At 60.3% G+C, this 23494-nt stretch carries 15 protein-coding genes; 6 read left to right on the forward strand and 9 right to left on the reverse strand.

Annotation, left to right across the window (positions count from 1 at the left end):
- The first annotated feature begins 163 nt into the window (after positions 1 to 163).
- On the forward strand, positions 164 to 1585 hold the full coding sequence (locus AB4P91_RS11450; RefSeq protein ID WP_395604817.1) for an amino acid permease: 1422 nt from the start codon (positions 164 to 166) through the stop codon (positions 1583 to 1585).
- Between the two features lie 110 nt (positions 1586 to 1695).
- Here AB4P91_RS11450 and AB4P91_RS11455 read toward each other — a convergent pair whose 3' ends face one another.
- The 6 genes from AB4P91_RS11455 to AB4P91_RS11480 form a co-directional block, all read right to left on the reverse strand.
- Complete coding sequence (locus AB4P91_RS11455; RefSeq protein WP_395604818.1) at positions 1696 to 3315, reverse strand: FMN-binding glutamate synthase family protein; 1620 nt, start codon at positions 3313 to 3315, stop codon at positions 1696 to 1698.
- A 92-nt stretch (positions 3316 to 3407) separates the two neighbouring features.
- The gene (locus AB4P91_RS11460; protein ID WP_395604819.1) at positions 3408 to 4805 is read right to left on the reverse strand and encodes an ATP-binding protein; all 1398 of its coding nucleotides are present in this window, start codon (positions 4803 to 4805) and stop codon (positions 3408 to 3410) included.
- On the reverse strand, positions 4802 to 6616 hold the full coding sequence (locus AB4P91_RS11465; protein ID WP_395604820.1) for a DAHL domain-containing protein: 1815 nt from the start codon (positions 6614 to 6616) through the stop codon (positions 4802 to 4804). Before AB4P91_RS11465 ends, AB4P91_RS11460 begins: the two co-directional genes overlap by 4 nt.
- Positions 6613 to 7566: a cytochrome-c peroxidase gene (locus AB4P91_RS11470; protein ID WP_395604821.1), complete on the reverse strand. Its 954-nt coding sequence runs from the start codon at positions 7564 to 7566 to the stop codon at positions 6613 to 6615. Before AB4P91_RS11470 ends, AB4P91_RS11465 begins: the two co-directional genes overlap by 4 nt.
- On the reverse strand, positions 7563 to 9485 hold the full coding sequence (locus AB4P91_RS11475; protein ID WP_395604822.1) for a putative bifunctional diguanylate cyclase/phosphodiesterase: 1923 nt from the start codon (positions 9483 to 9485) through the stop codon (positions 7563 to 7565). The genes AB4P91_RS11470 and AB4P91_RS11475 overlap by 4 nt, the downstream gene beginning before the upstream one ends.
- A complete protein-coding gene (locus tag AB4P91_RS11480; RefSeq protein WP_395604823.1) occupies positions 9482 to 11740 on the reverse strand; it encodes an EAL domain-containing protein in 2259 nt (752 codons plus the stop codon). The genes AB4P91_RS11475 and AB4P91_RS11480 overlap by 4 nt, the downstream gene beginning before the upstream one ends.
- A gap of 253 nt (positions 11741 to 11993) precedes the next feature.
- Here AB4P91_RS11480 and AB4P91_RS11485 point away from each other — a divergent pair, with 253 nt between their 5' ends.
- From AB4P91_RS11485 to AB4P91_RS11500, 4 genes are all read left to right on the forward strand, one after another.
- Positions 11994 to 13352, forward strand: a complete 1359-nt coding sequence (locus tag AB4P91_RS11485) for an HD domain-containing phosphohydrolase (RefSeq protein ID WP_395604824.1) — start codon at positions 11994 to 11996, stop codon at positions 13350 to 13352.
- 72 nt (positions 13353 to 13424) lie between these two features.
- Positions 13425 to 13859 carry an NUDIX domain-containing protein gene (locus AB4P91_RS11490; RefSeq protein ID WP_395604825.1) on the forward strand — a complete coding sequence of 145 codons (435 nt, stop codon included), beginning with the start codon at positions 13425 to 13427 and terminating at the stop codon, positions 13857 to 13859.
- Between the two features lie 24 nt (positions 13860 to 13883).
- A complete protein-coding gene (locus AB4P91_RS11495; RefSeq protein WP_395604826.1) occupies positions 13884 to 14522 on the forward strand; it encodes a LysE family translocator in 639 nt (212 codons plus the stop codon).
- A 1-nt stretch (position 14523) separates the two neighbouring features.
- On the forward strand, positions 14524 to 15021 hold the full coding sequence (locus AB4P91_RS11500; protein ID WP_150592768.1) for a GNAT family N-acetyltransferase: 498 nt from the start codon (positions 14524 to 14526) through the stop codon (positions 15019 to 15021).
- Positions 15022 to 15141: 120 nt separating this feature from the next.
- On the opposite strand, the gene metR is transcribed toward AB4P91_RS11500, so the two are convergent.
- Positions 15142 to 16059, reverse strand: a complete 918-nt coding sequence (metR, locus tag AB4P91_RS11505; RefSeq protein WP_042560760.1) for a transcriptional regulator MetR — start codon at positions 16057 to 16059, stop codon at positions 15142 to 15144.
- Between the two features lie 112 nt (positions 16060 to 16171).
- Between metR and metE the strand changes: the two genes are divergently transcribed.
- Complete coding sequence (gene metE, locus AB4P91_RS11510; protein ID WP_395604955.1) at positions 16172 to 18484, forward strand: 5-methyltetrahydropteroyltriglutamate--homocysteine S-methyltransferase; 2313 nt, start codon at positions 16172 to 16174, stop codon at positions 18482 to 18484.
- A 186-nt stretch (positions 18485 to 18670) separates the two neighbouring features.
- On the opposite strand, the gene AB4P91_RS11515 is transcribed toward metE, so the two are convergent.
- Positions 18671 to 18805 carry a hypothetical protein gene (locus tag AB4P91_RS11515; RefSeq protein WP_395604827.1) on the reverse strand — a complete coding sequence of 45 codons (135 nt, stop codon included), beginning with the start codon at positions 18803 to 18805 and terminating at the stop codon, positions 18671 to 18673.
- Complete coding sequence (locus tag AB4P91_RS11520; protein ID WP_395604828.1) at positions 18806 to 23494, reverse strand: hypothetical protein; 4689 nt, start codon at positions 23492 to 23494, stop codon at positions 18806 to 18808.

The following is a 23494-nucleotide window of genomic DNA, read 5'->3' on the forward strand; positions in this document are numbered from 1 at the left end:
CTGCCATAAGCTTTTTATACTGCACGCCCCGCTGATCTCGCAGGTTGTCCTGCGAGACGCGTCCGCCCACGAAGCCGGCGCGGTTTCATTCAAGCCAAGGCCTATCGGCCGACGCTTCGACTCTCGGTGGTCATATCCAATAACAAGACGAGGTTGTATCCCTATGCCAGTTGGCAATCACCTGCCTCACGGCGAAACCGCTAATGGCGGTCCGCTCAAACGCGAACTCGGCGAACGGCATATTCGCCTGATGGCGCTCGGTGCCTGTATCGGTGTCGGTCTGTTTCTCGGTTCGGCCAAAGCCATCGAAATGGCCGGCCCTGCGATCATGATTTCCTACATTCTTGGCGGTCTGGCGATCCTGGTCATCATGCGCGCCCTCGGCGAGATGGCCGTGCACAACCCGGTAGCCGGGTCGTTCAGCCGCTATGCGCAAGATTATCTCGGCCCGTTGGCGGGTTTTCTCACTGGCTGGAACTACTGGTTCCTGTGGCTGGTGACCTGCGTTGCGGAAATCACCGCCGTCGCGGTGTACATGGGCATCTGGTTCCCCGATGTGCCGCGCTGGATCTGGGCCCTCGCGGCGCTGGTCAGCATGGGCTCGATCAACCTGATCGCGGTGAAGGCTTTCGGTGAATTCGAATTCTGGTTCGCCCTGATCAAGATCGTCACCATCATCGCCATGGTGATCGGCGGCATCGGCATCATCGCTTTCGGTTTCGGCAATGACGGCGTGGCACTGGGGATTTCCAACCTGTGGGCCCACGGCGGCTTCATGCCCAATGGCGTGACCGGTGTGCTGATGTCCCTGCAAATGGTCATGTTCGCCTACCTCGGCGTGGAAATGATCGGCCTGACCGCCGGTGAAGCGAAGAACCCGCAAAAGACCATCCCCAACGCCATCGGCTCGGTGTTCTGGCGGATTCTGCTGTTCTACGTCGGCGCACTGTTCGTGATTCTGTCGATCTACCCATGGAACGAGATCGGCACCCAGGGCAGTCCGTTCGTGATGACTTTCGAGCGTCTTGGCATCAAGACGGCCGCCGGCATCATCAACTTCGTGGTGATTACCGCTGCGCTGTCGTCGTGCAACGGCGGCATCTTCAGCACCGGGCGCATGCTCTACAGCCTGGCGCAGAATGGCCAGGCGCCGGCCGGTTTCGCCAAGACCTCGAACAACGGCGTGCCGCGTCGTGCACTGTTGCTGTCGATCGGTGCATTGTTGCTGGGTGTGCTGCTCAACTATCTGGTGCCGGAAAAAGTTTTCGTCTGGGTAACCTCAATTGCGACATTCGGCGCGATCTGGACCTGGGTGATGATCCTGCTGGCGCAGCTGAAATTCCGCAAAGGCCTGAGCGCCAGCGAACGCGCCGCACTTAAATACAAAATGTGGCTGTACCCGATCAGTTCGTACTTCGCGCTGGCCTTCCTGGTGCTGGTGGTCGGCCTGATGGCGTACTTCCCGGACACACGAGTAGCGCTGTATGTGGGCCCGGCATTTTTGGTGCTGCTGACGGTGTTGTTCTACGTGTTCAAGCTACAACCGACCAATGTGTCGCAAGGTGCGGTGCGTTCGGTTTCGTAAATTGTAAGCGCTGAAACACAAAAGCCCCGGTCGAGAGATCGGGGCTTTTTTGTAGATCAAACATGGGTGCAAATGCGCCGGCCGGTGCGTCAGGCTGGCGCTTCCTGTATTCAGGCCGCCGCCACTTCCTGCGGTTCAAAACTGTCCGCCCGGGCCATCTGCCACATCCGCGAATAGAACTCGCCATTCACTTCTCCGGTGAGCAACTCCCCCGGTTTCAGGAAGACATGCAACTGCGAGAACAGCTTGATCTCGGTCGCCGACATGCGTCGTACCAGATGCTTGGCCGACAGTTGCGAGGGGTGATCGAGGCCGGCGGCGGCGAGCATTTCCGCCAGCGCCTTGAGCGTGTTGCGATGGAAGTTGTAGACCCGCTGCGCCTTGTCGGGCACGACCAGCGCACGTTGGCGCAGAGCGTCCTGGGTGGCGACGCCGGTCGGGCATTTGTTGGTGTGGCAGCTTTGCGACTGGATGCAGCCGATGGCGAACATGAAACCGCGTGCGGAGTTGGCCCAGTCGGCGCCGATGGCCAGCACGCTGGCGATGTCAAAGGCGCTGACGATTTTGCCGCTGGCGCCGAGTTTGATCTTGTCGCGCAGATTCAAACCGACCAGCGTGTTGTGCACGAACAGCAGCCCTTCGCGCATCGGCACGCCAATATGGTCAGTGAACTCCACGGGTGCGGCGCCGGTGCCGCCTTCCTTGCCGTCGACGACGATGAAGTCGGGAAGGATGCCGGTTTCCAGCATGGCTTTGGCGATGCCCATGAACTCCCATGGATGGCCGAGGCAGAACTTGAAGCCCACCGGTTTGCCGCCGGAAAGTTCACGCAGTTGCTGGATGAACTGCATCAGTTCAATCGGCGTGGAAAACGCGCTGTGGCGTGACGGCGACACACAGTCTTCGCCCATCATGATGCCGCGGGTTTCAGCGATTTCCTTGGTGACTTTGTGCTTGGGCAGGATCCCGCCGTGGCCCGGTTTGGCGCCCTGGCTCATCTTGATTTCGATCATGCGTACTTGGGGGTTCTGCGCCTGGGTGGCGAAGCGTTCCGGATCGAATCGGCCGTCGCTGGTGCGGCAACCGAAGTAGCCGCTGCCCAGCTCCCAGGTCAGGTCGCCGCCGTGTTCACGATGATAGGGGCTGATGCTGCCTTCGCCGGTGTCGTGGGCGAAGTTGCCAAGCTTCGCGCCCTGGTTCAGTGCGCGGATGGCGTTGGCGCTGAGCGAACCGAAGCTCATCGCCGAGATATTGAACACCGACGCCGAATAAGGCTGCGTGCACTGCGGACCACCGACGGTGACGCGGAAACTGCCCGGGTCGCTCAACGGCGCCGGACGCATCGAGTGGCCGATGAATTCGAAACCGGACTGGTACACATCGATCAGCGTGCCGAACGGTTTGTCGGCGCTTTCATTTTTTGCCCGCGAGTAGACCAGCGAACGCTGAGCGCGCGAGAAGGGCAGGGCGTCACTGTCGGACTCCAGCAAATACTGGCGGATCTCCGGGCGGATGCCTTCGACCAGATAACGGATGTTGCCCAAAATCGGGTAGTTGCGGCGTACCGCGTGTGGGCTTTGCAATAGATCGAACAGACCGAGCAGGCTTAGCACGGCAGTGACGGCGGTGATCGGCCACAGCCAGTCATGTTCGAGAAAAGGCAGGCTGGCGAGGGTGAACATCACGCAGACGGCAAAGAAGGCGTAGCGGCTCAGGAGGGACAGGCTCATACGGTTTCCTTGGTTCGGACTTTGTAGGGCAGGCAGGGATTCTGCGCCAACGTAGAAACCGTGAACAGGGAGACCTTCTGTCTATTGCGGCGTCAGGCAACAGACTGACGCAGCGGCAACCGCACGCGGAACGTGGTGCCAGCGCCGAGTTCGCTGCGCACCGAAATATCCCCGCCGTGTTTTTTCACGATGCCATAGGACACGGACAAACCCAGCCCTGTCCCTTGCCCCACCGGCTTGGTAGTGAAGAACGGGTCGAAGATCTTCTGCAAGGTTTCGGGGGCAATGCCCGACCCGTTGTCAGCCACTTCGATCCACGCGGCTTGCCCTTGCAGCCCCGTGCGCAGGGTGATGACACCGCGTTCAGGTCCCATGGCCTGCGCGGCATTGACCACCAGGTTCATGATCACCTGATTGATCTGTGACGGCAGGCATTCGATGTCCGGCAGTTTCTGATATTCCCTGACCACATCGGCCTTGTATTTGAGTTCGCTGGCGACAATGTTCAGGGTCGATTCGATGCCTTGTTGCAGATTGGCCCACTGCCATTGCTGCTGGGTGTCGACCCGGGAAAAATCCTTCAGGTCCTTGACGATCCGGCTGACGCGACCGATGCCCTCCGTGGATTCTCTGATCAGCACGGGAATATCCTCAAGCAGGAAATCCAGCTCGAGGTTTTCGCGCAGTTTTTGCAGCTGCGCGGCGGGTTCGGGTGGCAGCGTTTGTCCGGCGGCCTGATAGGCGTCGAGCATGCTCAGCATTTGCTGAAAGTAACCGTCCAGCGAACCGAGGTTGGAGGAAATGAAGCCGATCGGGTTGTTGATTTCATGGGCGACCCCGGCCGCCAGTTGTCCGAGCGAGGCGAGCTTTTCTGACTGCACCAACTGACCTTCCAGGTGTTTGCGCTCGTCGATCTCGCGCTGCAAGGCCACGCTGGCGTGTTTGAACTGGGCGGTGCGCTGATCCACCAGATGCTCCAGATGATGCATTTGCAATGATGCGCGTTCGGTCATCTGCCACTTGGTCAACAGCGTGTTGGCCATTTGCTGGACTTCAATGTTGTCGAAGGGTTTTTTCAGGATCAACAGACGGTCGTGAGCCTGAAGGCGATCGAGCAGCTCGTCCCAGGAATAGTCGGAATACGCCGTGCAGACGACCACCTGCAATTGCGGGTCCTGCTGCCAAAGGTGTTCGATGGTTTTCGCGCCGTCCCAGCCGTCGGGCATGCGCATGTCGACAAACGCCACGGCATAGGGACATTGCTCCTGCAGGGCGAGGTTGAGTTTGGCCAGTCCTTCCTCGCCACCATAAGCGGAGTCGAGTACGAAATTCGGTCGTTGCGGGCGGGCTTGAGCACCGAACAGCGCCGTTTCCATCTCGTCCAGTTCTGCCGAGTGCGCTTGGGGCGGGGTGAGAATCTTGCGAAAGTCTTCGTGAATCGACGGCATGTCGTCGATCAGCAAAATGCGGCGGTTCGACAGTTCGCTCATGCGTTCTCCGTCACGGTGATCAGCGGAAGTTGCAAGGTGAACAAGGCGCCCAGCCCAGGCCCGTCGCTGTGCGCAGTGAGGTGGCCATTCATTTCGATCGCCGCCAGCGCGCAACTGTGCAGGCCAAAACCGTGGCCTTCTTTGCGCGTGGTAAAGCCGTGAGCAAAGATCCGTGTCATGTTTTCCGGGGCGATGCCTTCACCATCGTCCCGGACGCTGATTTGCAGAAAGGCCTGGTCAACGATTTCCACCCCAAGGGTCATTGTCCGAGGGCGGTTGCTGAGGTCGGTCATCGCGTATTTGGCGTTGCTGATGAGGTTGATCAGAATCAGCAGCAAGCGGTGTTTGTCACCCATTACCTGGGGCACTTCACTGTATTGCCTGACCACGGTGACGTGATGGCGAGTCAGTGCGCCGGCATTCATGCGCAGGGCGTCTTCCAGCAGTTCGTCGATGTACAGCGGTTCGGTCATGCTGTTGGCCCCCGCGTAGGATTGCTGGGTGGCGACGATGTCTTTGATGTGGTCGACGCTCTTGTTCATCTGACCCAGTTCATCGGCCATTTCCTGCTGTTCCTGGGCAATGGCGCTGACCAGTTGATTGAGATAGCCGGGCAGCAATTTGCCCTTGTCGTCTTCACTGAGAAAATGCCCGAGATCGTTGGGGTGTGCGTTGATCAATTGCATGGCCTTGCCAAGGCCAAGTGCCTTGCTGCTGCGCAGTTTTCGCCCGATCAGCTCGCAGGAGATATTCACGCTGTTGAGTACGTTGCCGACGTTGTGCAACACGTTGGTCGCGATTTCAGCCATGCCCGCCTGTCGCGCGGCGTCGAGCAGTTCGCTCTGGGCGTTGTTGAGTTCCCGGGTGCGCTCTTCGACCCGTTGCTCCAGCACATCGTTGGCGTTTTGCAGGGCGTTGTTGACCCGGTGAATCTCGGCGAAGCTACGGATCAACCGGACGGCCAGCCATAGCAGTGACAGCATCAGCAGCACAGAGAACAGCAGCATGTAAAAGTGGTACTCGCGATCGATTTTTTCGACCCGTTGCTGATCCTGGTTGAGCATGTGGCTGATGGCGTCCAGACGTTCGGCCACGGGGACAGCTTCGATGTTTTCCAGCAGTTCGTTGACGATGGGCTGCTCGCGCAAGATCAGCGCGACGTGATTGCTGAGGATTTTCACCGGGGCATGAAATTCTTCCGGCAAGCGTTGCGCGTTAACCGCCAGTTTGTTCAGCCCCACTTCGATATCCGCAGCCTTGTCGGCCGACGTGACCTGGGCGAACTCCAGGGCACTGAGCAGCAAGTCGTAGGTGTCGGTGGCGATGTTTTGTACCTGCAGCTTGTCGAGGTCGGACAGGTCCGCCCATTGCGCCTGGATATCGTCTTCGGCGGTCGGCAGGAAGGCCAGGGAGTTACGCAACAAGGCGTTGTGTGACTTGAACTGCTCCACCAGGCGAGTCTTTTCCTGCATCGCTTTGAGAAAGCCTTCGTGCGCATCGTTCCATTGCCTGGAGGCTTTGCGCCCATGCCCCGATTCCATTGTGGCGAAGCGCTCCCACAACTGACGCATCTCGATCACCGGAGACACCAGCGGGTCGTAGTTGTGGGAAATCGCCACCCGGGCTTTGAGTATCTCGTTTTCCCACCGCGCGTCCTGCTGGGTGATCTGGCGGATCAGGTCGCGCGATTCGGTGTACGTGACGGTCTTTTCGGAGCTGGACTTGAGATAGAGAAACAACAGCGTCGAGGCCAGCAGAATGGCTAGCAGCGTGACCAACAGCAGACTGGTTCTGCGTGACATCTTCTTCATCGCTTGCCCTCCCATTGTCCGGACAGGGTCTTGAGAAACAGGATGATCAGCGTTTTGTCTTCTGCGCTCGGCGTGCGCCCCAGCTGATACTGGAACATGACGTCCACGGCCCGTTCGAGGTCGGGGGCTGAACCGTCGTGGAAGTACGGCGCGGTCAGGGCGACATTGCGCAGACTCGGCACCTTGAAGACCGCGCGATCAGCTTCGTCACCGGTGACATTGAATCGTCCCTGGTCAGCTACCGTCGGGTTGCCGCGATCGGCGATGTAATCACCGAATACGCCGAACTTCTGAAACATGTTGCCGCCGATGTTCACGCCCTGATGGCAGGCGATGCAGCCGTAGTCCTTGAAGCGTTGATAACCGTACTTTTCTTCAAGGGTGAGGATGTCGGTATTGCCCAAGAGGTATTGATCGAAGCGCGACCCGGGGGATAGCAGGGTGCGCTCGTAGGAGGCGAGTGCATTCTGGATATTGGCTTGGGTCACGGCGTCCTGGTAGGCGCCGTCGAAGGCCTTGCGGTAGTCGGGGTCGTCGGTGATGCGCTGCACGACGGTTTTCCAGTCACCGCCCATTTCGTGGGGGCTGGTGATGACATTGTCGGCTTGCTCCTCCAGCGTCTCGACCCGTCCGTCCCAGAATTGCCGGAAATTGAGGCTGGCGTTGAGCACGGTGGGCGTGTTGAACGGCACCGGTTTGCCATCGAACCCCAGAGACCGGGCACGGGTGTCGGCTCCCCCCTTGTCCAGTTGGTGGCAACTGGCGCAGGACAGCGTGTTGTTCGCCGATAGCCGCGGATCATTGAACAATTGGCGACCCAGCGCGACGCGTTCGCGATTGACGGGAGCCCTCTCGGGCAAGGGCTTGAGTGGCTGGTTCAATGGCTCGCTGGCAGCGTGGACACACACCCCGCAAAACAGGAGGGCCAGCACGTAACGCAAAAGGATCATTGAAGATGGTCCTTCGTGCGGGTCGCCGGGCTGTCGCTGGGGGTCGATGGATCGGCCCAGGGCGCAGCAAACCCCGCGCTCAGAAGCCGGGCAAACGCCGGCGCCGGCAAGGCTTCGCTGAAATAGAAACCTTGAGCTTCTTCGCAATGGTGATCCTTGAGGTATTTCAGTTGCGCTGCTGTTTCCACGCCTTCGGCGATGACGTTCAGGTTCAGACTCTTGCCCAGGCTGATGATCGCGCCGACCAGCGCGGCATCGCTGCTGTCACTGCTCAGACCACGAATGAATGACTGATCGATTTTCAGTACATCGATGGGAAAGCGGCGCAGGTAGCTGAGGCTTGAATACCCGGTGCCGAAGTCGTCGATGGCCAGCTTGATCCCCAGTGCTTTCAACCGTTGCAACGCGCTCATGGTCGCGTCGACGTTCTGCATCAGCACACTTTCGGTGATTTCCAGCTCCAGCAGGCACGGGTCCAGCCCTGTGTCTGCGAGGACCTGTTCGATGCTCTCGACAAAGTGGCGCTGGCGAAAGTCGATGGCCGAGGTGTTGACCGACATGCGGATCGGCGGCAATCCTGCGGCTTGCCATTGCCGCGCCTGGCGGCAGGCTTCGGCCAACACCCACTTGCTCAGCGGGACAATGAGCCCGCTGTCTTCGGCCACTGGAATAAAGTCTGACGGGTAGACCCAGCCATGCCCCGGTTTTTGCCAGCGAACCAGCGCTTCGGCACCGACAATCCGACCACTCTGCAGGGCGATTTTTGGCTGGTAGTGCAAGACAAACTCGTTTCTCTGCAACGCCTGGCGAATACCTGATTCGATACTCTGCTGTTCCCGTGCGCGCGCATTCATCGCCTCGATGAAAAAACCGAAATTGTCCGGACCGCAGTCCTTGACGCTACGCATGGCCGTTTCAGCGTTTTTGATCAAGTCGATGGCCTCGAGCCCGTCGTCCGGATAAACACTCAAACCCATGCTGGCGGTGACGCTGACGTCATGCCCCGCGATCATCTGAGGGGTGCGAATGACGTCCAGCAGTTTTTCGGCGATGCTGCGGGTCTGCTGGGGGTGGTTGATATCGGTGAGGATCACCACGAACTCGTCAGAGCCGTAGCGAAAAACCGAGTCCGATCCGCGCACGTTTTTGAGCAACTGCTGACCCACCCGTTTGAGCATTTCGTCGCCGGCCGGATGCCCCAGCGCATTGTTGATGCGTTTGAAGCGATCCAGACCGAGGAACAGCACCACCAGTTTTTTGTCATGGCGTCGGCAGGCAGCAATGTACTGAGTCAGGCGGTCACCGAGCAGGGTGCTGTTGGGCAGACCTGTGAGGGTGTCGTACTGCAACAGGTGCGACACCTTGAGTAATTCGTGGACCCGTGCCTCGATCGTCTGTTCGAGGTTGAGCATTTTCAGTGCGGCGTCCTGAGCCAGTTGCCATTTCCAGGTCAGGGCGTTGGCCATCTGGCGAATTTCCAGGGCATCGAAGGGTTTTTTCAGGATCAATAACTGATCGCCGAACTCCAGCCGTTCGGCCATGGCCTCCCAGCTGTAGTCGGTGTAGGCGGTGCATAACGCGATTTGCAGGTGCGGATCGGCTTGCCAGAGTCTTTCGATGGTCTCCAGACCATCCCAACCGGGCGGCATGCGCATGTCGGTGAATGCGAGCGCGTAAGGCCTGCCTTGTTCCAGTGCCAGTTGCACCAGTTTCAGCGCTTCTTGCCCCTGATAGGCGGAGTCGACCTGGAAGGCCAGGTGCGGTGCCTGACGGGTGCCGAACAACGTCTGTTCCAGGCTGTTCAGATCGGCTTCGCCGCTGGTGTCCGGGGTGAGTATCTTGCGAAAGTCAGCGTGTATCGCCGGGGTGTCGTCGATGATCAGAATCCGGCGGTTGGTCTGGGGGAAGGGCGTTTTCATCCCTCACTCCCCCTTGTGCCGGTCGACTCGTTGCTGGCGGCCGTGAGCATCCGGGCCGCGTGCTCGGGGCTGAGCGCCTCGCTGAAGTACAGGCCCTGAGCCGCAACCAGCGGAGCGCCGGACGTTGGCATGTGCCCCGGCTGCTGGCCGCTTTCGGCAATGATGCCGATACCCAGATCCCTGGCAAAATTGATGATCGCCTTCAGCGTGTTGGCCCCGGCCATGTCCTGCGCCGCACTGTCCAGAAACGACTGGGCGAGTTTCAGGTGATTGACCCGGTAGGTTTTCAGGTAGTCGAACGATGAGTATTCGGTGCCAAAATCATCAATGGCGATTTTCACCCCCAGCTCGCTCAATCTCGGCAGCACATCGTTGTGGGTCCATTTGGTCTGGGCCAGCGTCGCTTCGGTGACATCAAAGCGCAGATCCCACGGGGCGAGCTCATAGCGCGCGGTGATGCGCAATACATCGTAGATAAGCTCGGAACCACTTTTGAGCTGGGCCAGCGAAATCTTGATCGCCATCACCGGTGGCGCCACCCCCGCCTTGCGCCACTGGCTCATTTGCCGGCAAGCGCGATCCAGCACCCAGCGGCCGAGGTGAATAATGGCACCGGTTTTTTCCGCGGCCGGGACAAACGCACCCGCCGGCAGCGGGCCGCGCTCGGGGTGATTCCAGCCGACCTGTGCTTCCATGCCTAAAATCCTGCCGCTGTGCATGTCGACTTCCGGCGCGTATTTCAACTCCAGTTCATCGCGTTCCAGCGCAATCATCAACTCAGCGACAATGGCCATGCGCTCGGCCACTTCCTGGGTAATTGCCTCAGAGTGGAAGTGATACTGATTGCGGCCCGTGTCCTTGGCGCGGTACAGCGCCATGTCCGCCTGCCCCAGCAAGCTGTCGGCGTCGTGGCTGGCGTCGCTGTAGGTGCTGATACCGATGCTGGCTGAAATATGCACGTCATTGCCCGCGAGGTGGAACGGCGCCATCAGTGCATCGAGGATATTGGTGGCCATGGCGGCGGAACGGGTCGGATCGCTGACGTCCAGCTGCAGGATCGCAAACTCGTCGCCGCCCAGGCGCGCCGTGACGTCGTTTTCCCGCACACTCGATTTGATCCGCCGCGCCACTTCCTGCAAAAGCAGATCGCCGATCGGGTGACCGAGGCTGTCATTGATTCGCTTGAAGTGGTCCAGATCCAGATAGAACACCGCGAATGGCGCTGCGCCCCGGCGTGCGCCAGCAAACGCCTGATGCAGCCGTTCGATCAGGGTGGCGCGGTTGGCCAGCCCGGTGAGGCCGTCTGTGCGAGCCAGCAAGGCGAGCTTCTCCTCGGCCACGCGCCGCTCGGTGATGTCGAGGATGATGCCTTCGACCTCCAGCAACCGGCCCTCGTGGTCGCGGACCGGGACGTAGCGGTTTTCTACCCAGCGCCAGGTGCCTTCTCCGGTGCGCAGGCGAAACTCGATCGAAGCACCTAAGGCGTGTCGGTCCAGCACCCGGGCCATGGCGGCATCTACTCCAGCCTGATCGTCGGGATGAATCAGATCCTGTGCCCAGTTTGCCGATCCCACCAGATCGGCCGCCACATGGCCGTATCGCGTGATGTTGTGCGAGATATACATCAGTTTGAACGAGGGGTCGCCGCGCAACCGGTAAAGGATCGTCGGGCTGTTTTGCACGATGATATTGGCGTCGGACAGCTCTCGAGTACGCGCCTGAACGGCCACCTCGAGCTGAGTCATCTTCAGCGCAGCGTTCTCGGTCATCTGCCATTTGACCGTGAGGGCACTGGCCATCTGGCGGATCTCGATCGCGTCGAAGGGTTTTTTCAGAATCAACAGACCATCGGTCAGCCCCAGCCGCTGATCGATATCTTCCCAGGAGTAATCGGTGTAGGCCGTGCACAACGCGACTTGCAGCTTGGGGTCGACCTGCCACAGCCGTTCGATGGTTTCCAGGCCATCCCAGCCCGGCGGCATGCGCATGTCGATGAACGCCATGGCATAGGGGCGTTGGGCGGCCATGGCGGCTTGCAGTTTTTTCAGCGCTTCGCTTCCCTGGAAGGCCGAGTCCAGTTCAAAGTGCTCTTTCGGTGCGGCGGCCGGGGTGCCGAACAGCAGGTTTTCAGTTTCCCCGAGGCTGTCGGAGCCTGCGTTGCCCGGACTGAGTATTTTCAGATAATCCGCATGAATCGACGCGGTATCGTCGACGATGAGTATGCGGCGGTTGATCGGCCCGACTTGCGCACTCACGGCGCCACGCCAGATCCAGACTCGCTGTTGCTCGGGAGCATCCTTTTTCCCCTCCTTGCATGCCCGCACGCAGGCCGTTTGTGTCGTTCGACCTCTTGAGCATAGTTGGCCGCAGAGCACTTCGCTTGCAGGTGTGTAACGGATGCATCGCGTGAACCCCGCGAAAATCATCTAGCCTTGCCCTCAAGCGCAGGCAAGTCAGGACGTCTGTCGGCGCGCCTGTCAGGTTCACTGTTTCGCTTGAGGCGACCCCATGGAAGAACAATCTGCCCCGATTTCACCGCGCCGGCCGACGGTGTTGCTGGTCGATGACGAGGAATCGATCCTCAACAGCCTGCGGCGCCTGCTGCGCAGTCAGCCTTACGACGTGCTGCTGGCCACCAGCGGTGCCCAGGCGCTCGAAATGTTGACCCAACAGCCCGTCGACCTGGTGATGAGCGACGCCCGCATGCCCAATATGGACGGCGCTACATTGCTGGCTCACGTCCATGAACGCTATCCGGCGACTACGCGGATCATGCTCACCGGCTATGCCGATCCTGCGGCGATCATCAAAGCCATCAACGAAGGGCGGATCGATCGCTACATCAGCAAACCCTGGAACGACGAAGAAATGCTCCTGACCTTGCGTCAGGCGCTGGAGCATCAGCATTCCGAGCGTGAACGTCAGCGCCTGGAGCGGTTGGCTCAAGTGCAGAACGATCAGCTCAAATTGCTCAACAGCACCCTGGAAAAACACGTCGCCGCGCGTACCGCCGAGTTGCAGCAGACCGCCGACATGCTTGATCTGGCCTACGAGGAACTCAAACACAGTTACGTGACTGGCACCGAAGTGTTCTCGTTGCTGGCCAACCTGCGTTTGCCGCCGGCCAAGCAGACCAATCGGCAGATCATCGAACTGGTGCGCGCCTACTGCAAAATGCACGGCATCGATGAAGCCAGCCGTCGTGACCTGACCATGGCCGCTGCGTTGTACAACATCGGCAAACTGAGCTGGACCGACAACATGATGGTCACCCCCTCGGATTTGCTTCGCCATACCGAGCGCGATCGCTATCGCGATTATCCGAAACAGAGCGAATCGCTGTTGATGACCCTCGACCCGATGAAGGATGCCGCCCGGTTGATCCTGCATCATCAGGAACGCTGGGACGGCAGCGGCTTTCCGGATCGGCTCAAGGGCGAGGCTATCCCGTTGGGTTCGCGACTGCTCAAACTGGCGGTGGACTTCGTCGAACTGCAGCGCGGGCTGATTCTCGAGCGGCAAATGAACAGCGACGAGGCGTTGCTATACCTGCGTCAGTACGCCGGCAAACTCTACGATCCCGAGCTGGTCGAGGATTTCATTCAGGTGTGCGCGGCGTTCCTCAGCGACGTGGTGCTGGCCGACCCGGACGTCAAGGTGCTGGGCACGCGGGAGCTGGCGGCGGGAATGATTCTGGCGCGCAATCTGAATGCCGACAACGGCATGTTGCTACTCAATGCCGGCAAGGTTTTGAGCGAACTGCTGGTGGACAAGCTGATCAGCTTCGAGGCCATGGAGGGGGCCAAATACAAAGTGTTCGTGAAGGTGCCGCAGGAAGCAGAAGGGACGCTTCAGGAACAAGGGTGATGGCGTGTGAGGTGACGTTGGCGGGGCAGGCGTGGGATCCTTGCGGTTTTTCCCCAGGACCGTGGCTGACCCATGACGTGTGCATCCGCCGTTTCACCTCGCATCATCCATATTGCCGCCGCGCTGTTGCTCAACGCCGACGGCCAGACCTTGCTGGTACGCAAACGCGCCACCACGGCGTTCATGCAACCGGGCGGCAAGATCGAAGCCGATGAATTGCCGGTGCAGGCACTGGCCCGTGAGCTGGAAGAAGAGTTGGGATTGGTCATCGATCCCACCCAGGCAACGTTCCTTGGCCAGTTTTCAGCACCCGCCGCCAATGAACCGGGATTTGTCGTACAGGCAGAAATCTTTCAACTGACCATCGATGCCGAAGTCGCCCCGGCGGCTGAAATCGAAGAGGTCATCTGGGTCGATCCGGCCACTGATCCGGCGCTCGAACTGGCGCCATTGACACGCGACCTGATCCTGCCGTTTTATCGAGCCTCGCTGACCCAAATCGCCTGATCATTAACGCAAGGGACGCCCGCCATGATCCCGCTTCAAGACCTGCTGATTTTCGCTGCCGCCGCGTTGCTGATGGTCCTCACGCCGGGGCCGAACATGATCTATCTGATCTCGCGTTCGATCTGTCAGGGGCGCAAGGCGGGCGTCACGTCGTTGCTGGGTGTGGTCGCGGGTTTCTTTGTGCATATGTTTGCCGCTGCTGCCGGGCTTACCGCTGTGTTTCTCGCGGTGCCGATGGCTTATGAAGTGTTGAAGTGGGCCGGTGCGCTGTACCTGCTGTGGCTGGCCTGGCAGGCGCTGAAACCCGGCGCGCGTTCGCCGTTCGAAGCCCGGCAGTTGCCGCCGGATTCGTCGCGCAAACTGATCACCATGGGTTTTCTCACCAGTGCCCTGAACCCGAAAATTGCGGTGTTCTATCTTTCGGTGTTTCCGCAATTCATCAGCCCTGAACACGGCTCGCTGTTCGTCCAAAGCCTCATCCTCGGCCTGACCCAGATCAGCGTCAGTTTCAGCGTCAATCTGCTGATTGCATTGTTTGCGGCGGGCATTGCGTCGTGGTTCGTGCGCAACCCCACGTGGCTGGCGGTGCAGCGTTATTTCATGGGCCTGGTGCTGGGCGGTCTGGCCATTCGCTTGATGCTTGAGCAACGGCGAGCCGCTTGAGATGTGGATCGAAACGCTGGACGCCAGCCATGCCCTGGCTTATCGGGCACTGATGCTCGAAGCCTACGACCGGCATCCGCAGGCGTTTACCTCCAGCGTGCGTGAACGCGCAGTGATGCCGTTGAGCTGGTGGGAAGCGCGTCTGACCAGCCAGCTTGATGTGGTGCTCGGCGCATTCGAGGGTGGCACGCTGGCTGGCATTGTCGGTTTGGCATTCGAGCCACGCGAGAAGGCCCGACACAAGGCCACGCTGTTCGGCATGTATGTGTCGGCGGATTTTCGTCAGCACGGTGTGGGGTTTGAGCTGGTGCAAGCGGCACTGGCCGAGGCGCACAATCATCCCGAGCTCAAGCTTGTCCAGCTCACGGTGACCGCTGGCAACGATGCAGCGTTCACGTTGTACCAGCGCTGCGGCTTTATCCAGTTTGGACTTGAGCCGCTGGCGGTGCGGGTCGGCGAAGACTACTTCGACAAGATCCACATGTGGCGCCAGATCTGAACCCACACACAGAACCCTGTGGGAGCGAGCTTGCTCGCGATAGCGGTGTATCAGACAACCCATTCGTTGAATGTTAAACCGCTTTCGCGAGCAAGCTCGCTCCCACAGGGGGGGCTGGGTTCAGCGCACGGCGCTGACCCCATCCAGTGTCGAGAACGACGTGTCCTTGGCCGTCAGCAAAAAGTCGCGCATGTACGGCGCATCGAGCATGTCGGCGCGTATCCCGGCGTACAGCGTGGCAAACAAGCCTTTCTCGCCCAGCCGCTTGCCTTTCACGTATCCGCGCGAGCTGTATTCATGCAGCGCCCAGTGCGGCATGCCGCAGACGCCACGGCCGCTGGCGACCAGTTGCATCATCATCACCGTCAGTTCCGAGGTGCGCACTTGCGCCGGCTCGATGTCGGCCGGTTCGAGGAAGCGGGTGAAGATATCCAGTCGGTCGCGTTCTACCGGGTAGGTGATCAGCGTTTCAGTCAGCAAGTCTTCGGGCACGATGTACGGTTTGCTCGCCAGCGCATGCTGATTGGCCACCGCGAGCATGGCTTCGTAGGTGAACAGCGGCACATAGGTGATGCCGGCGATTTCCTGCGGGTCGGAGGTCACCACCAGATCCAGATCACCACGCGCCAGGGCCGGCAACGGCGCGAAGGAGAAGCCTGATGCGAGATCGAGTTCTACTTCCGGCCAGGCATCGCGGAACTGGTCGATGGTCGGCATCAGCCACTGGAAGCAGCTGTGGCATTCGATCGCCATGTGCAAACGCCCGGCAGTGCCACCGGCCAGGCGGCTGATGTCGCGTTCGGCGGCGCGCAGCAGTGGCAGGGTTGCGTCCGCCAGTTGCAGCAGGCGCAAGCCAGCGCTGGTGAAGCGTACCGGTTTGGTTTTGCGCACGAACAACTGCATGCCCAGCCTTTCCTCAAGCTCCTTGAACTGGTGCGAGAGTGCCGATTGGGTCAGGTGCAGACGGTCGGCGGCATCGACCAGGCTGTCGGCTTCGCGCAGGGCGTGCAAGGTTTTCAGGTGACGGATTTCAAGCACCGGCTGGCTCCATGAGGAAAACTTGTGATCAACACGAAAAGGTTGAGTTTGTCTCATGTTGGTTTGACTGTCGACAATGGCGCCATCTTTTATGCAATGGAGCACATTCGACATGGCCGTGGCCCACACCCTTGGTTTCCCGCGCATCGGCGCCGACCGCGAACTGAAAAAAGCCCTCGAAGCCTATTGGCACGGTGATCTCGATCAGACCACCCTGAATCAGGTCGGTCGTGAACTGCGTGCCCGCCACTGGCAGTTGCAGAAAGACGCCGGCATCGATCTGCTGCCGGTCGGCGACTTCGCCTGGTACGACCAGGTGCTGACTCACTCGCTGATGTTCGGCGTGATCCCCGAGCGTTTCGGCAACGCGCGCGACGAGCGCGGCCTGCCAACCCTCGACACCTTGTTCGCCATGGCCCGTGGTGCGTCCGCCAACTGCTGCGGCGCCGAGCACGGCAAGACTCAATATGCGCAAGAACTGACCAAGTGGTTCGACACCAACTACCACTATCTCGTCCCGGAATTCAGCGCTGATCAGCAGTTCAAGCTGAGCTGGAACCAGTTGTTCGATGAAGTCGAAGAAGCGAAAGCGCTGGGCCACAACGTCAAACCGGTGATCATCGGCCCGCTGACTTATCTGTGGTTGGGCAAGGCTAAAGGCAATGATTTCGACAAACTCGAGCTGCTCGAACGCCTGCTACCGGTGTACAACGAAATCCTCGTGCGCCTCGCCGAGCAAGGCGTGGAATGGGTGCAGATCGACGAACCGATCCTCACCCTCGATCTGCCGCAAGCCTGGAAAAGCGCCTTCGAACGCGCTTATCACATCCTCCAGTATTCACCGCTGAAGAAACTGGTGGCGACGTATTTCAGTGGCCTGGAAGACAACCTCGGTCTGGCCGTGGGTCTGCCGGTGCAGGGGCTGCACATCGACGCGGTGCGCGCGCCGGAGCAACTCGGTCAGGTGCTCGATCGCCTGCCGACCTACAAGATTCTCTCGGTGGGTCTGGTCAACGGTCGCAACGTCTGGCGCTGCGAACTCGAGCAGGCGCTGGCGCAATTGCAACCGGCGCAGGAGCGTTTCGGTGACAACCTGTGGGTCAGCAGTTCCTGCTCGTTACTGCACAGTCCGGTGGACGTCGAGCGTGAAGACACACTCGATCCGGAACTCAAAAGCTGGCTGGCGTTTGCCGTGCAGAAGTGCAGCGAAATCTCCGTGTTGCGTGATGCGCTGAATGATCCGCAGGCGTCCAAGGTGCAAACGGCGCTGGCTGAGAGCCGGGCTGTTCAGGCCAGCCGTGCGCAGTCGCCACGCATTCACAAGGCTGTGGTGCAGGCGCGGATCAAGGCGATCAACGCCAGCGACAGTCAGCGTCATTCGCCGTTTGCCCAACGCATCGCCAAGCAACAGGCGCGTCTGCAGCTGCCGACGTTCCCGACGACCACCATCGGCTCGTTCCCGCAGACCGGTGCGATCCGTCTGGCGCGTCAGGCGTTCAAGCAGGGCAAGCTGTCGGCCAACGATTACCACGACGCCATGCGCAGTGAAATCCGCCACGCCGTGTTGATTCAGGAACGCCTCGGGCTGGACGTGCTGGTACACGGTGAAGCCGAGCGCAACGACATGGTCGAGTACTTCGCCGAGCAACTCGACGGCTACCTGTTCACGCGGTTCGGCTGGGTCCAGAGCTACGGTTCGCGCTGCGTGAAACCGGCAGTGATTTATGGTGACCTGAGCCGGCCGCACGCCATGACGGTCGACTGGATTACTTACGCACAAGGCCTGACCGACAAGGTCATGAAAGGCATGTTGACCGGCCCCGTGACGATGCTGATGTGGTCGTTCCCGCGTGAAGACGTGTCGCGCAAAATTCAGGCGCAGCAACTGGCGCTGGCCCTGCGCGATGAAGTGGTTGATCTGGAAAACACCGGCATCAAGATCGTGCAGATCGACGAAGCGGCGTTTCGCGAAGGCCTGCCGTTACGGCGTGCGCATTGGCAGGCCTATCTGGACTGGGCGGTCGAGGCGTTCCGTCTGACGGCGTCCGGCGTGCAGGACGAAACGCAGATTCACACGCACATGTGCTACAGCGAATTCAACGACGTGATCAAGGCCATCGCCGACATGGACGCCGACGTCATCACCCTCGAAACTTCGCGTTCTGACATGGAGTTGCTCGAGGCCTTTGAAGCGTTCGACTACCCGAATGACATTGGCCCCGGCGTCTACGACATCCACTCGCCGCGGGTGCCGGACACTGCCGAGATGGTCAAGTTGATGAGCAAAGCGGTGCAGCGAATTCCCGCCGAACGTCTGTGGGTCAACCCTGATTGCGGTCTGAAAACCCGCGCCTGGCCGGAGACGGAAGCCGCACTGGTGAACATGGTGGCGGCGGCGCGACAGTTGCGCGGTCAACTGGCCTGACACCTGGAGCAGGGGCGGCCCTAGAGGAGACTGTTTGGGGGATATTGGCGAAATACGTCGACTTGAACAATCTTCACCGAATCCATAATCAACCGGGTCTTTGAAGTCGACGCATAGCGTCAGACACCTCGGTCGGCCCCCTCTCCCTTGGGGAGACGGCTGGGGTGAGGGGCTGTTGATTCGCTCTCAGTACCCGTTGGAGCCGTAGTCGACGATGAAGGCGAAATCAGTCACGCGCTCAATCCCGGGTTCAATCCGTCCATCCGGCAACAACGCAAAGGCTGCGCCCAACCCGCATTTTTGCGGGCCGGGCGCACTCACTCAAAGCGCCTGGAAGTGGGGCAGGACCGCCGACGTTTGACCGATGTCCGCGTAGGGCAAAGCGGCGTCATCCGCATGGGTCAGGAAACGGTGCTGCGGCATTTTCAAGTGCGCCTTCTCGAATTGCCCGAACACCGGCGTCGGATTGCGGTAGTGGAAATGTGCGTACCACAGCAACTGTGGCGAAGGTGGCGTCATGTTCCACACCTCGTATTCCTGCAGGTAATCGTTGCGACCACGATATTTGCCCAGGTGTTTGATCGCGGTGGTCTTGCGAAGCTCGACCACCTGCTGGGCAAGCAGATCCTCAAGCATGCCGTCGGTGGGTTTCTGGCTGGCCAGCGCTTGCCGTGTTCGCAGTGCGCGACCGCTGCTGGTCAGGTCACTGGCCTTGTCGCGCAGTGTCGTGATGATCGGGTTCTGCGCATCGAGGTTCGCGATGCGGTCGGCGCGTCGATTGAGTTCGGCTGCTTCGCTGATCATCATGTGCTCCAGATCGACCGGGAGCATATTCTGCTCCGCGTATGACTGGACCTTGGTGCGATAACCGGGGAGGGTGTCGAGGCGCTGCTGCGCATCAGTCAACAGCGCCGCCAGCGTCAGGTGCGTGGAAATGTTCGGTTCGACGGGGCGCGGGTTCAACAAGCGGAATTGACCATCGTTGCCCTGTTCCCAGATTTCTTCATGGCCGCTCCGGCCCGTCGACACATATTGGCGTTTTTGCGTCGTTGGCTCCCAACGCTCGACGCCATACATCAGCTGATTGTCGGCGGTGGTGAAAACGCGCTGGGCAGATTCCCCAGTCGGTGCCGCCACCGCCGGATCGATAATCCCCTTGCGTGCCCGTTCGCCTAGTTTCTCGATACCGCTGAGCAGCGGTTCTACCTGATCAAGGTGAAAGTGCTGTGGGTAACGATGGGTCCAGATGTTCATCTCGCGCCGAAAACGGGTGTACAGGTCGAGGCAGTTTTGCAGAATCTGGCTGCGTTGGGCCGCGGTCGCGGTGAGGGTCGGCAAGATGTATTGCGTGTACAGAGCGCGATCGACATCAATGCGGATTTTGCTCGCCTGACCCGTCAGATAAAACCACGACACATCATTGATCTGGCCGTAGTGCTTGACGGTTTCCAGCCGCTGACTGGTGCGCAGGTACAGCAGATTGGCGTCACTGTGTTTGCTGTTGATATCGTTGACTTCGGTGGCGACCTGCAGCTTGTCTGCCCTGACTTGAATGCGATCGTTCCACAGGTTGAGCTCGATCTTCAGGCGCTCCATCCGATCCAGTTTGCTGAGAAATTGCAAACGCAGCAGGCGGATCTCCTCAAGCAGCGTTATCCGGCGGGCGATGTTGTCGAGTGGCAGATTGTCCAGGGCCAGCGCCAACTCGTCGATTTTATGGGTGATGGGCAGGACGCTGTGTGACGTGAAGTAGGCCAGGCGACGATAGCGATCGGTCAACAGCCAGGCGGTCTTGCTGCGGAACAGCCTGGCCTCCTGTTTTTTGTTGCCGCTGGCCAGGGGGATCAATTCATCCAGTGTCTGAAAAGCGCGTTTGGCCAGTTCGATATCACCCAGACACGCTGTTTCGGCAGCCGCGACCAGTGCTGGACGATCTTCGACTGCGGCATTGCCATACCGGTTGATCGCCGCATCGCTTACCCGGCCTCTGGCATGAATCTGATCCGCCAGGTCATCGGCTGCTTCGGTCAAACGATGATGACGGCGAAACGCGTGGTCGGCCCACCAACGCGGCAATTGCTGACGAATCGCCTGCGGCCAGAGCGGATCCAGCGCGTCGGCCAGGTGGCCGAGCACTTGCCCGCCACCGAGTCCGCCGCCTTCGAAAGTAGTGCCGTATACACCGAACCAAGTATCCCACTCACCGTTTTCGTCCAGGGCAATGGGCTGTTTGTAGGTTTTTCGACTATTGCCCAGCAAGCGCCAGTTACGCGAATCCTGACTGCGCTGTACCGCGTAGATTCGCCCCTGACGGACGATGAAGTCGCCGTCGGCATGCCGGTAGATCCCGCGATAAATGCCGTTGGTGGCCGGGTGCAGACCCGAAAGGGAAAGCGGTTGTTCGTATTCGTAGCCCATGAAGCGTTGCACCACATGCCGGGCCTGCCGTTGCGATGTGTCATGGAAGGCGGCGGCGTTGCGCGCCAGTCGGCGCAACTGGCGCGTACGGGTGAGTTGGCGGGCCGTGCGCGACAACAACGAGCTCGGCATCTCGCCCGGCAGCAGGTCCATGGCCGCGTCGATCAGACACGTCAGCACCGATTTGAGCTCGCTCAACCCGTCGCCGATCTCCCCGCGCAAAAACGCCGCCACCGCCTGATTGGCCGCTGTCCATGCATCGTAAATGGACAGTGCCGTGCCCACAAACGGCACCAGTCCCAGGGCCATTTTCAGGTAGTTGAAGGCACGCGGGCCCTTGAGCGCATGGCGCTCCAGGTACAGCGCATCGTTTGAACGAGACGTGCCGCGATGAGCTTCGATCAGCCGCCCCATATGCGCGTTGAGCAAATGCTCGCTCAGCGAGGTGGTGGATGGCCAGGGCAGACCGACGCCGATCATCGCGTCGAAATGTCTGTCCCAGGCCTGGTTGAGCCGGCTCTCATGCGCGCGCACGTTGCCCTGCAGGGCGCGGCCTGCCAGGTATTTGACCCATTTGTCGAACAGCGACAGGTTGAACAGACCCTTGCGCGCGGCTTCAAGGTTGTCGTAGCGGCGCAGGAATTGCCCGTCGGGGCTGTCGGGCAGGTACAGCAAGGTCACGCCGCTGACCTGTTCTTCAATAAAGGTCACGCCTGAGAGTGTCACCGGCCCTTCATAGGGTGTGTCCTTGCCCCCGGCACTCAGATAGGCCGGGAGCAACACCACGCGTTTGCCTGTGGGCCGCCACGCTTGAGTGGTGTTGGCGTCGATGGCGATGTTCAGCGTGTGCAGGTCGGTGCTGTGGATATGCCGTTGCATGAGGGCGCATTCACCCTGCATCCGGAGCATGAGCCGCCAGGGCTCGGTCAGGCATTCGCGTCGATGCGCGCGGGCAAATGCCGACTCGCTCTGCTTACCGTTAAAGGTGTCGCGGATCAGTTGTTCATACGATTGCGGCAGGTTCAGTTCAGGTAGCACGCGGGTCAGGTATTCGCGCGTGATACCAGACGTCAGGCGCAGCCGCTGCGAATCGTCGAGTCCGCTGACCGTCACCTTCAAAAAGCGCAACCGTAGCGCCAGCGGCTCGAGGTTCATTGAGGGTGTATTGTCGATGTTCATCTGCGCAAGGTCTTCGAGGCTCATGTTGCTACGCGCCGCACTGGGCAGCAGGACCAGTCTCTCCGGCGTCGAAGGCGCACCGGGCGCGGCAAAGAAGTGGGTTTCCCATTTCGTCGAATCGGGTAGATCCAGTTGTATCTGGAAGCTGCCCTCGAGTGCAAAGTCTTTGCTCAACCGGGCATGCAGGTGTTTGCGGGTGAAGTCATCGCGTGGTTCCAGCAGCAGCGTCATGATGGCGTGACTGCGCTGCATCGCCGCCAGGTAGGCCATGATCAAATCCTTGAGCGTTACGCGGTCGGCCTGCGTCATGGTTTTCAGCCAGTCGGGCAGGTGGGAAACCAGCGCGGCACTTCGGTCCTGTTCCAGCAACTGAGTGAATGCCAGGCTTCTGGCGGCGTGCACCGGTACCTGCAATCGGGCCAGGGTCTGGTTGCGCAGCACTTGCAGTTCTTCGCCGAGTCGCTCGGTGTCGGCCGGCGCGGCATGGCGCTGGCGTAGCGTGGCGGCGTGTTCTTCGAATTCGCTGGTCAGTTGATTGAGTCCATGGCGCAACGCATCGCCGCGAATCTGCTTGAGCTGCAGCGTCAGTGTGCGGTCTGCCGGATCGATCCTGAACAGCTTGCGTTCCAGTTCGCGACGATGGGCGAAGCGCTGCAAGCCACCGCCTGCACCGGGCCAGTAGAGCACCAGGCTGTGGGGGGAAGTCGGGTCGACGAGGGCGGAAGGCTGGGTGACGACCCAGACGCCGGCGAGTGCTTGCGTGGTAAGCGTGGTCTGGCCAGCGGTCTGTGTACTCATCGACAGGCTCACGCTGGCAGCCACCGCGGCGGCGCCGGTTGTCTGCGCTGCATCCAGCACGGTGCGAAACGCGTTGCCTTCGTTTTCGCTAAGTTGCCCCAGCGCTTGTTGCAAGGCGCATTCGGCGTGCAGCCCGGCCTTGTGCGCGGCGTGCAGCGCGGTGAACTCGTGTTGGAAGGTGCGCAGATCCGATTGCCGTTCACGATAGAGCAGCGCGGTAGCAGCCGTTTCGGCGGCCTTTTCTGCCACTTCCAGTGCCTCGAGCGATTCCTTTATCGCCTGCATTCCCTCGCCTGCATCCCGTTCTTCGAACGCACGGCGCTGGCTGTCGAGGGCAGCCTGGCGTAACGACCGGGGAATATCAGCGAACAAGCTACCGAACAATGCCTGCTCATCTGCAAGGGCATCGTCATCGACACGGGGCGGCGGTGGCTCCGGTCTCGGTGGTGGCGCAATGAGCTCGTCGTGGCTGCGTTGTTGATCAGTCAGATCAACCGTGGACAGGGATTGCCCGGCATCTGCGGCCAAGGTCGCGTCGCGGCGGCTGGGGGTGGTCAGCAGGGTGATCTGCGATTGCTGGCGGTGCGCAAGCAGATCGTGGCTGCCCAGCGCCAT

This window comes from Pseudomonas sp. B21128 (genome assembly GCF_044218865.1).
GTDB classification, from domain to species: domain Bacteria; phylum Pseudomonadota; class Gammaproteobacteria; order Pseudomonadales; family Pseudomonadaceae; genus Aquipseudomonas; species Aquipseudomonas iridis.

What these genes read in the sequence shown, in the direction of transcription:
- AB4P91_RS11450 (WP_395604817.1), top strand. Translation starts at nt 164, where the DNA reads ATGCCAGTTGGCAATCACCTGCCTCACGGCGAAACCGCTAATGGCGGT.
- AB4P91_RS11455 (WP_395604818.1), bottom strand. Translation starts at nt 3,315, where the DNA reads ATGAGCCTGTCCCTCCTGAGCCGCTACGCCTTCTTTGCCGTCTGCGTG.
- AB4P91_RS11460 (WP_395604819.1), bottom strand. Translation starts at nt 4,805, where the DNA reads ATGAGCGAACTGTCGAACCGCCGCATTTTGCTGATCGACGACATGCCG.
- AB4P91_RS11465 (WP_395604820.1), bottom strand. Translation starts at nt 6,616, where the DNA reads ATGAAGAAGATGTCACGCAGAACCAGTCTGCTGTTGGTCACGCTGCTA.
- AB4P91_RS11470 (WP_395604821.1), bottom strand. Translation starts at nt 7,566, where the DNA reads ATGATCCTTTTGCGTTACGTGCTGGCCCTCCTGTTTTGCGGGGTGTGT.
- AB4P91_RS11475 (WP_395604822.1), bottom strand. Translation starts at nt 9,485, where the DNA reads ATGAAAACGCCCTTCCCCCAGACCAACCGCCGGATTCTGATCATCGAC.
- AB4P91_RS11485 (WP_395604824.1), top strand. Translation starts at nt 11,994, where the DNA reads ATGGAAGAACAATCTGCCCCGATTTCACCGCGCCGGCCGACGGTGTTG.
- AB4P91_RS11490 (WP_395604825.1), top strand. Translation starts at nt 13,425, where the DNA reads ATGACGTGTGCATCCGCCGTTTCACCTCGCATCATCCATATTGCCGCC.
- AB4P91_RS11495 (WP_395604826.1), top strand. Translation starts at nt 13,884, where the DNA reads ATGATCCCGCTTCAAGACCTGCTGATTTTCGCTGCCGCCGCGTTGCTG.
- AB4P91_RS11500 (WP_150592768.1), top strand. Translation starts at nt 14,524, where the DNA reads ATGTGGATCGAAACGCTGGACGCCAGCCATGCCCTGGCTTATCGGGCA.
- metE (WP_395604955.1), top strand. Translation starts at nt 16,172, where the DNA reads ATGGCCGTGGCCCACACCCTTGGTTTCCCGCGCATCGGCGCCGACCGC.
- AB4P91_RS11520 (WP_395604828.1), bottom strand. Translation starts at nt 23,494, where the DNA reads ATGGCGCTGGGCAGCCACGATCTGCTTGCGCACCGCCAGCAATCGCAG.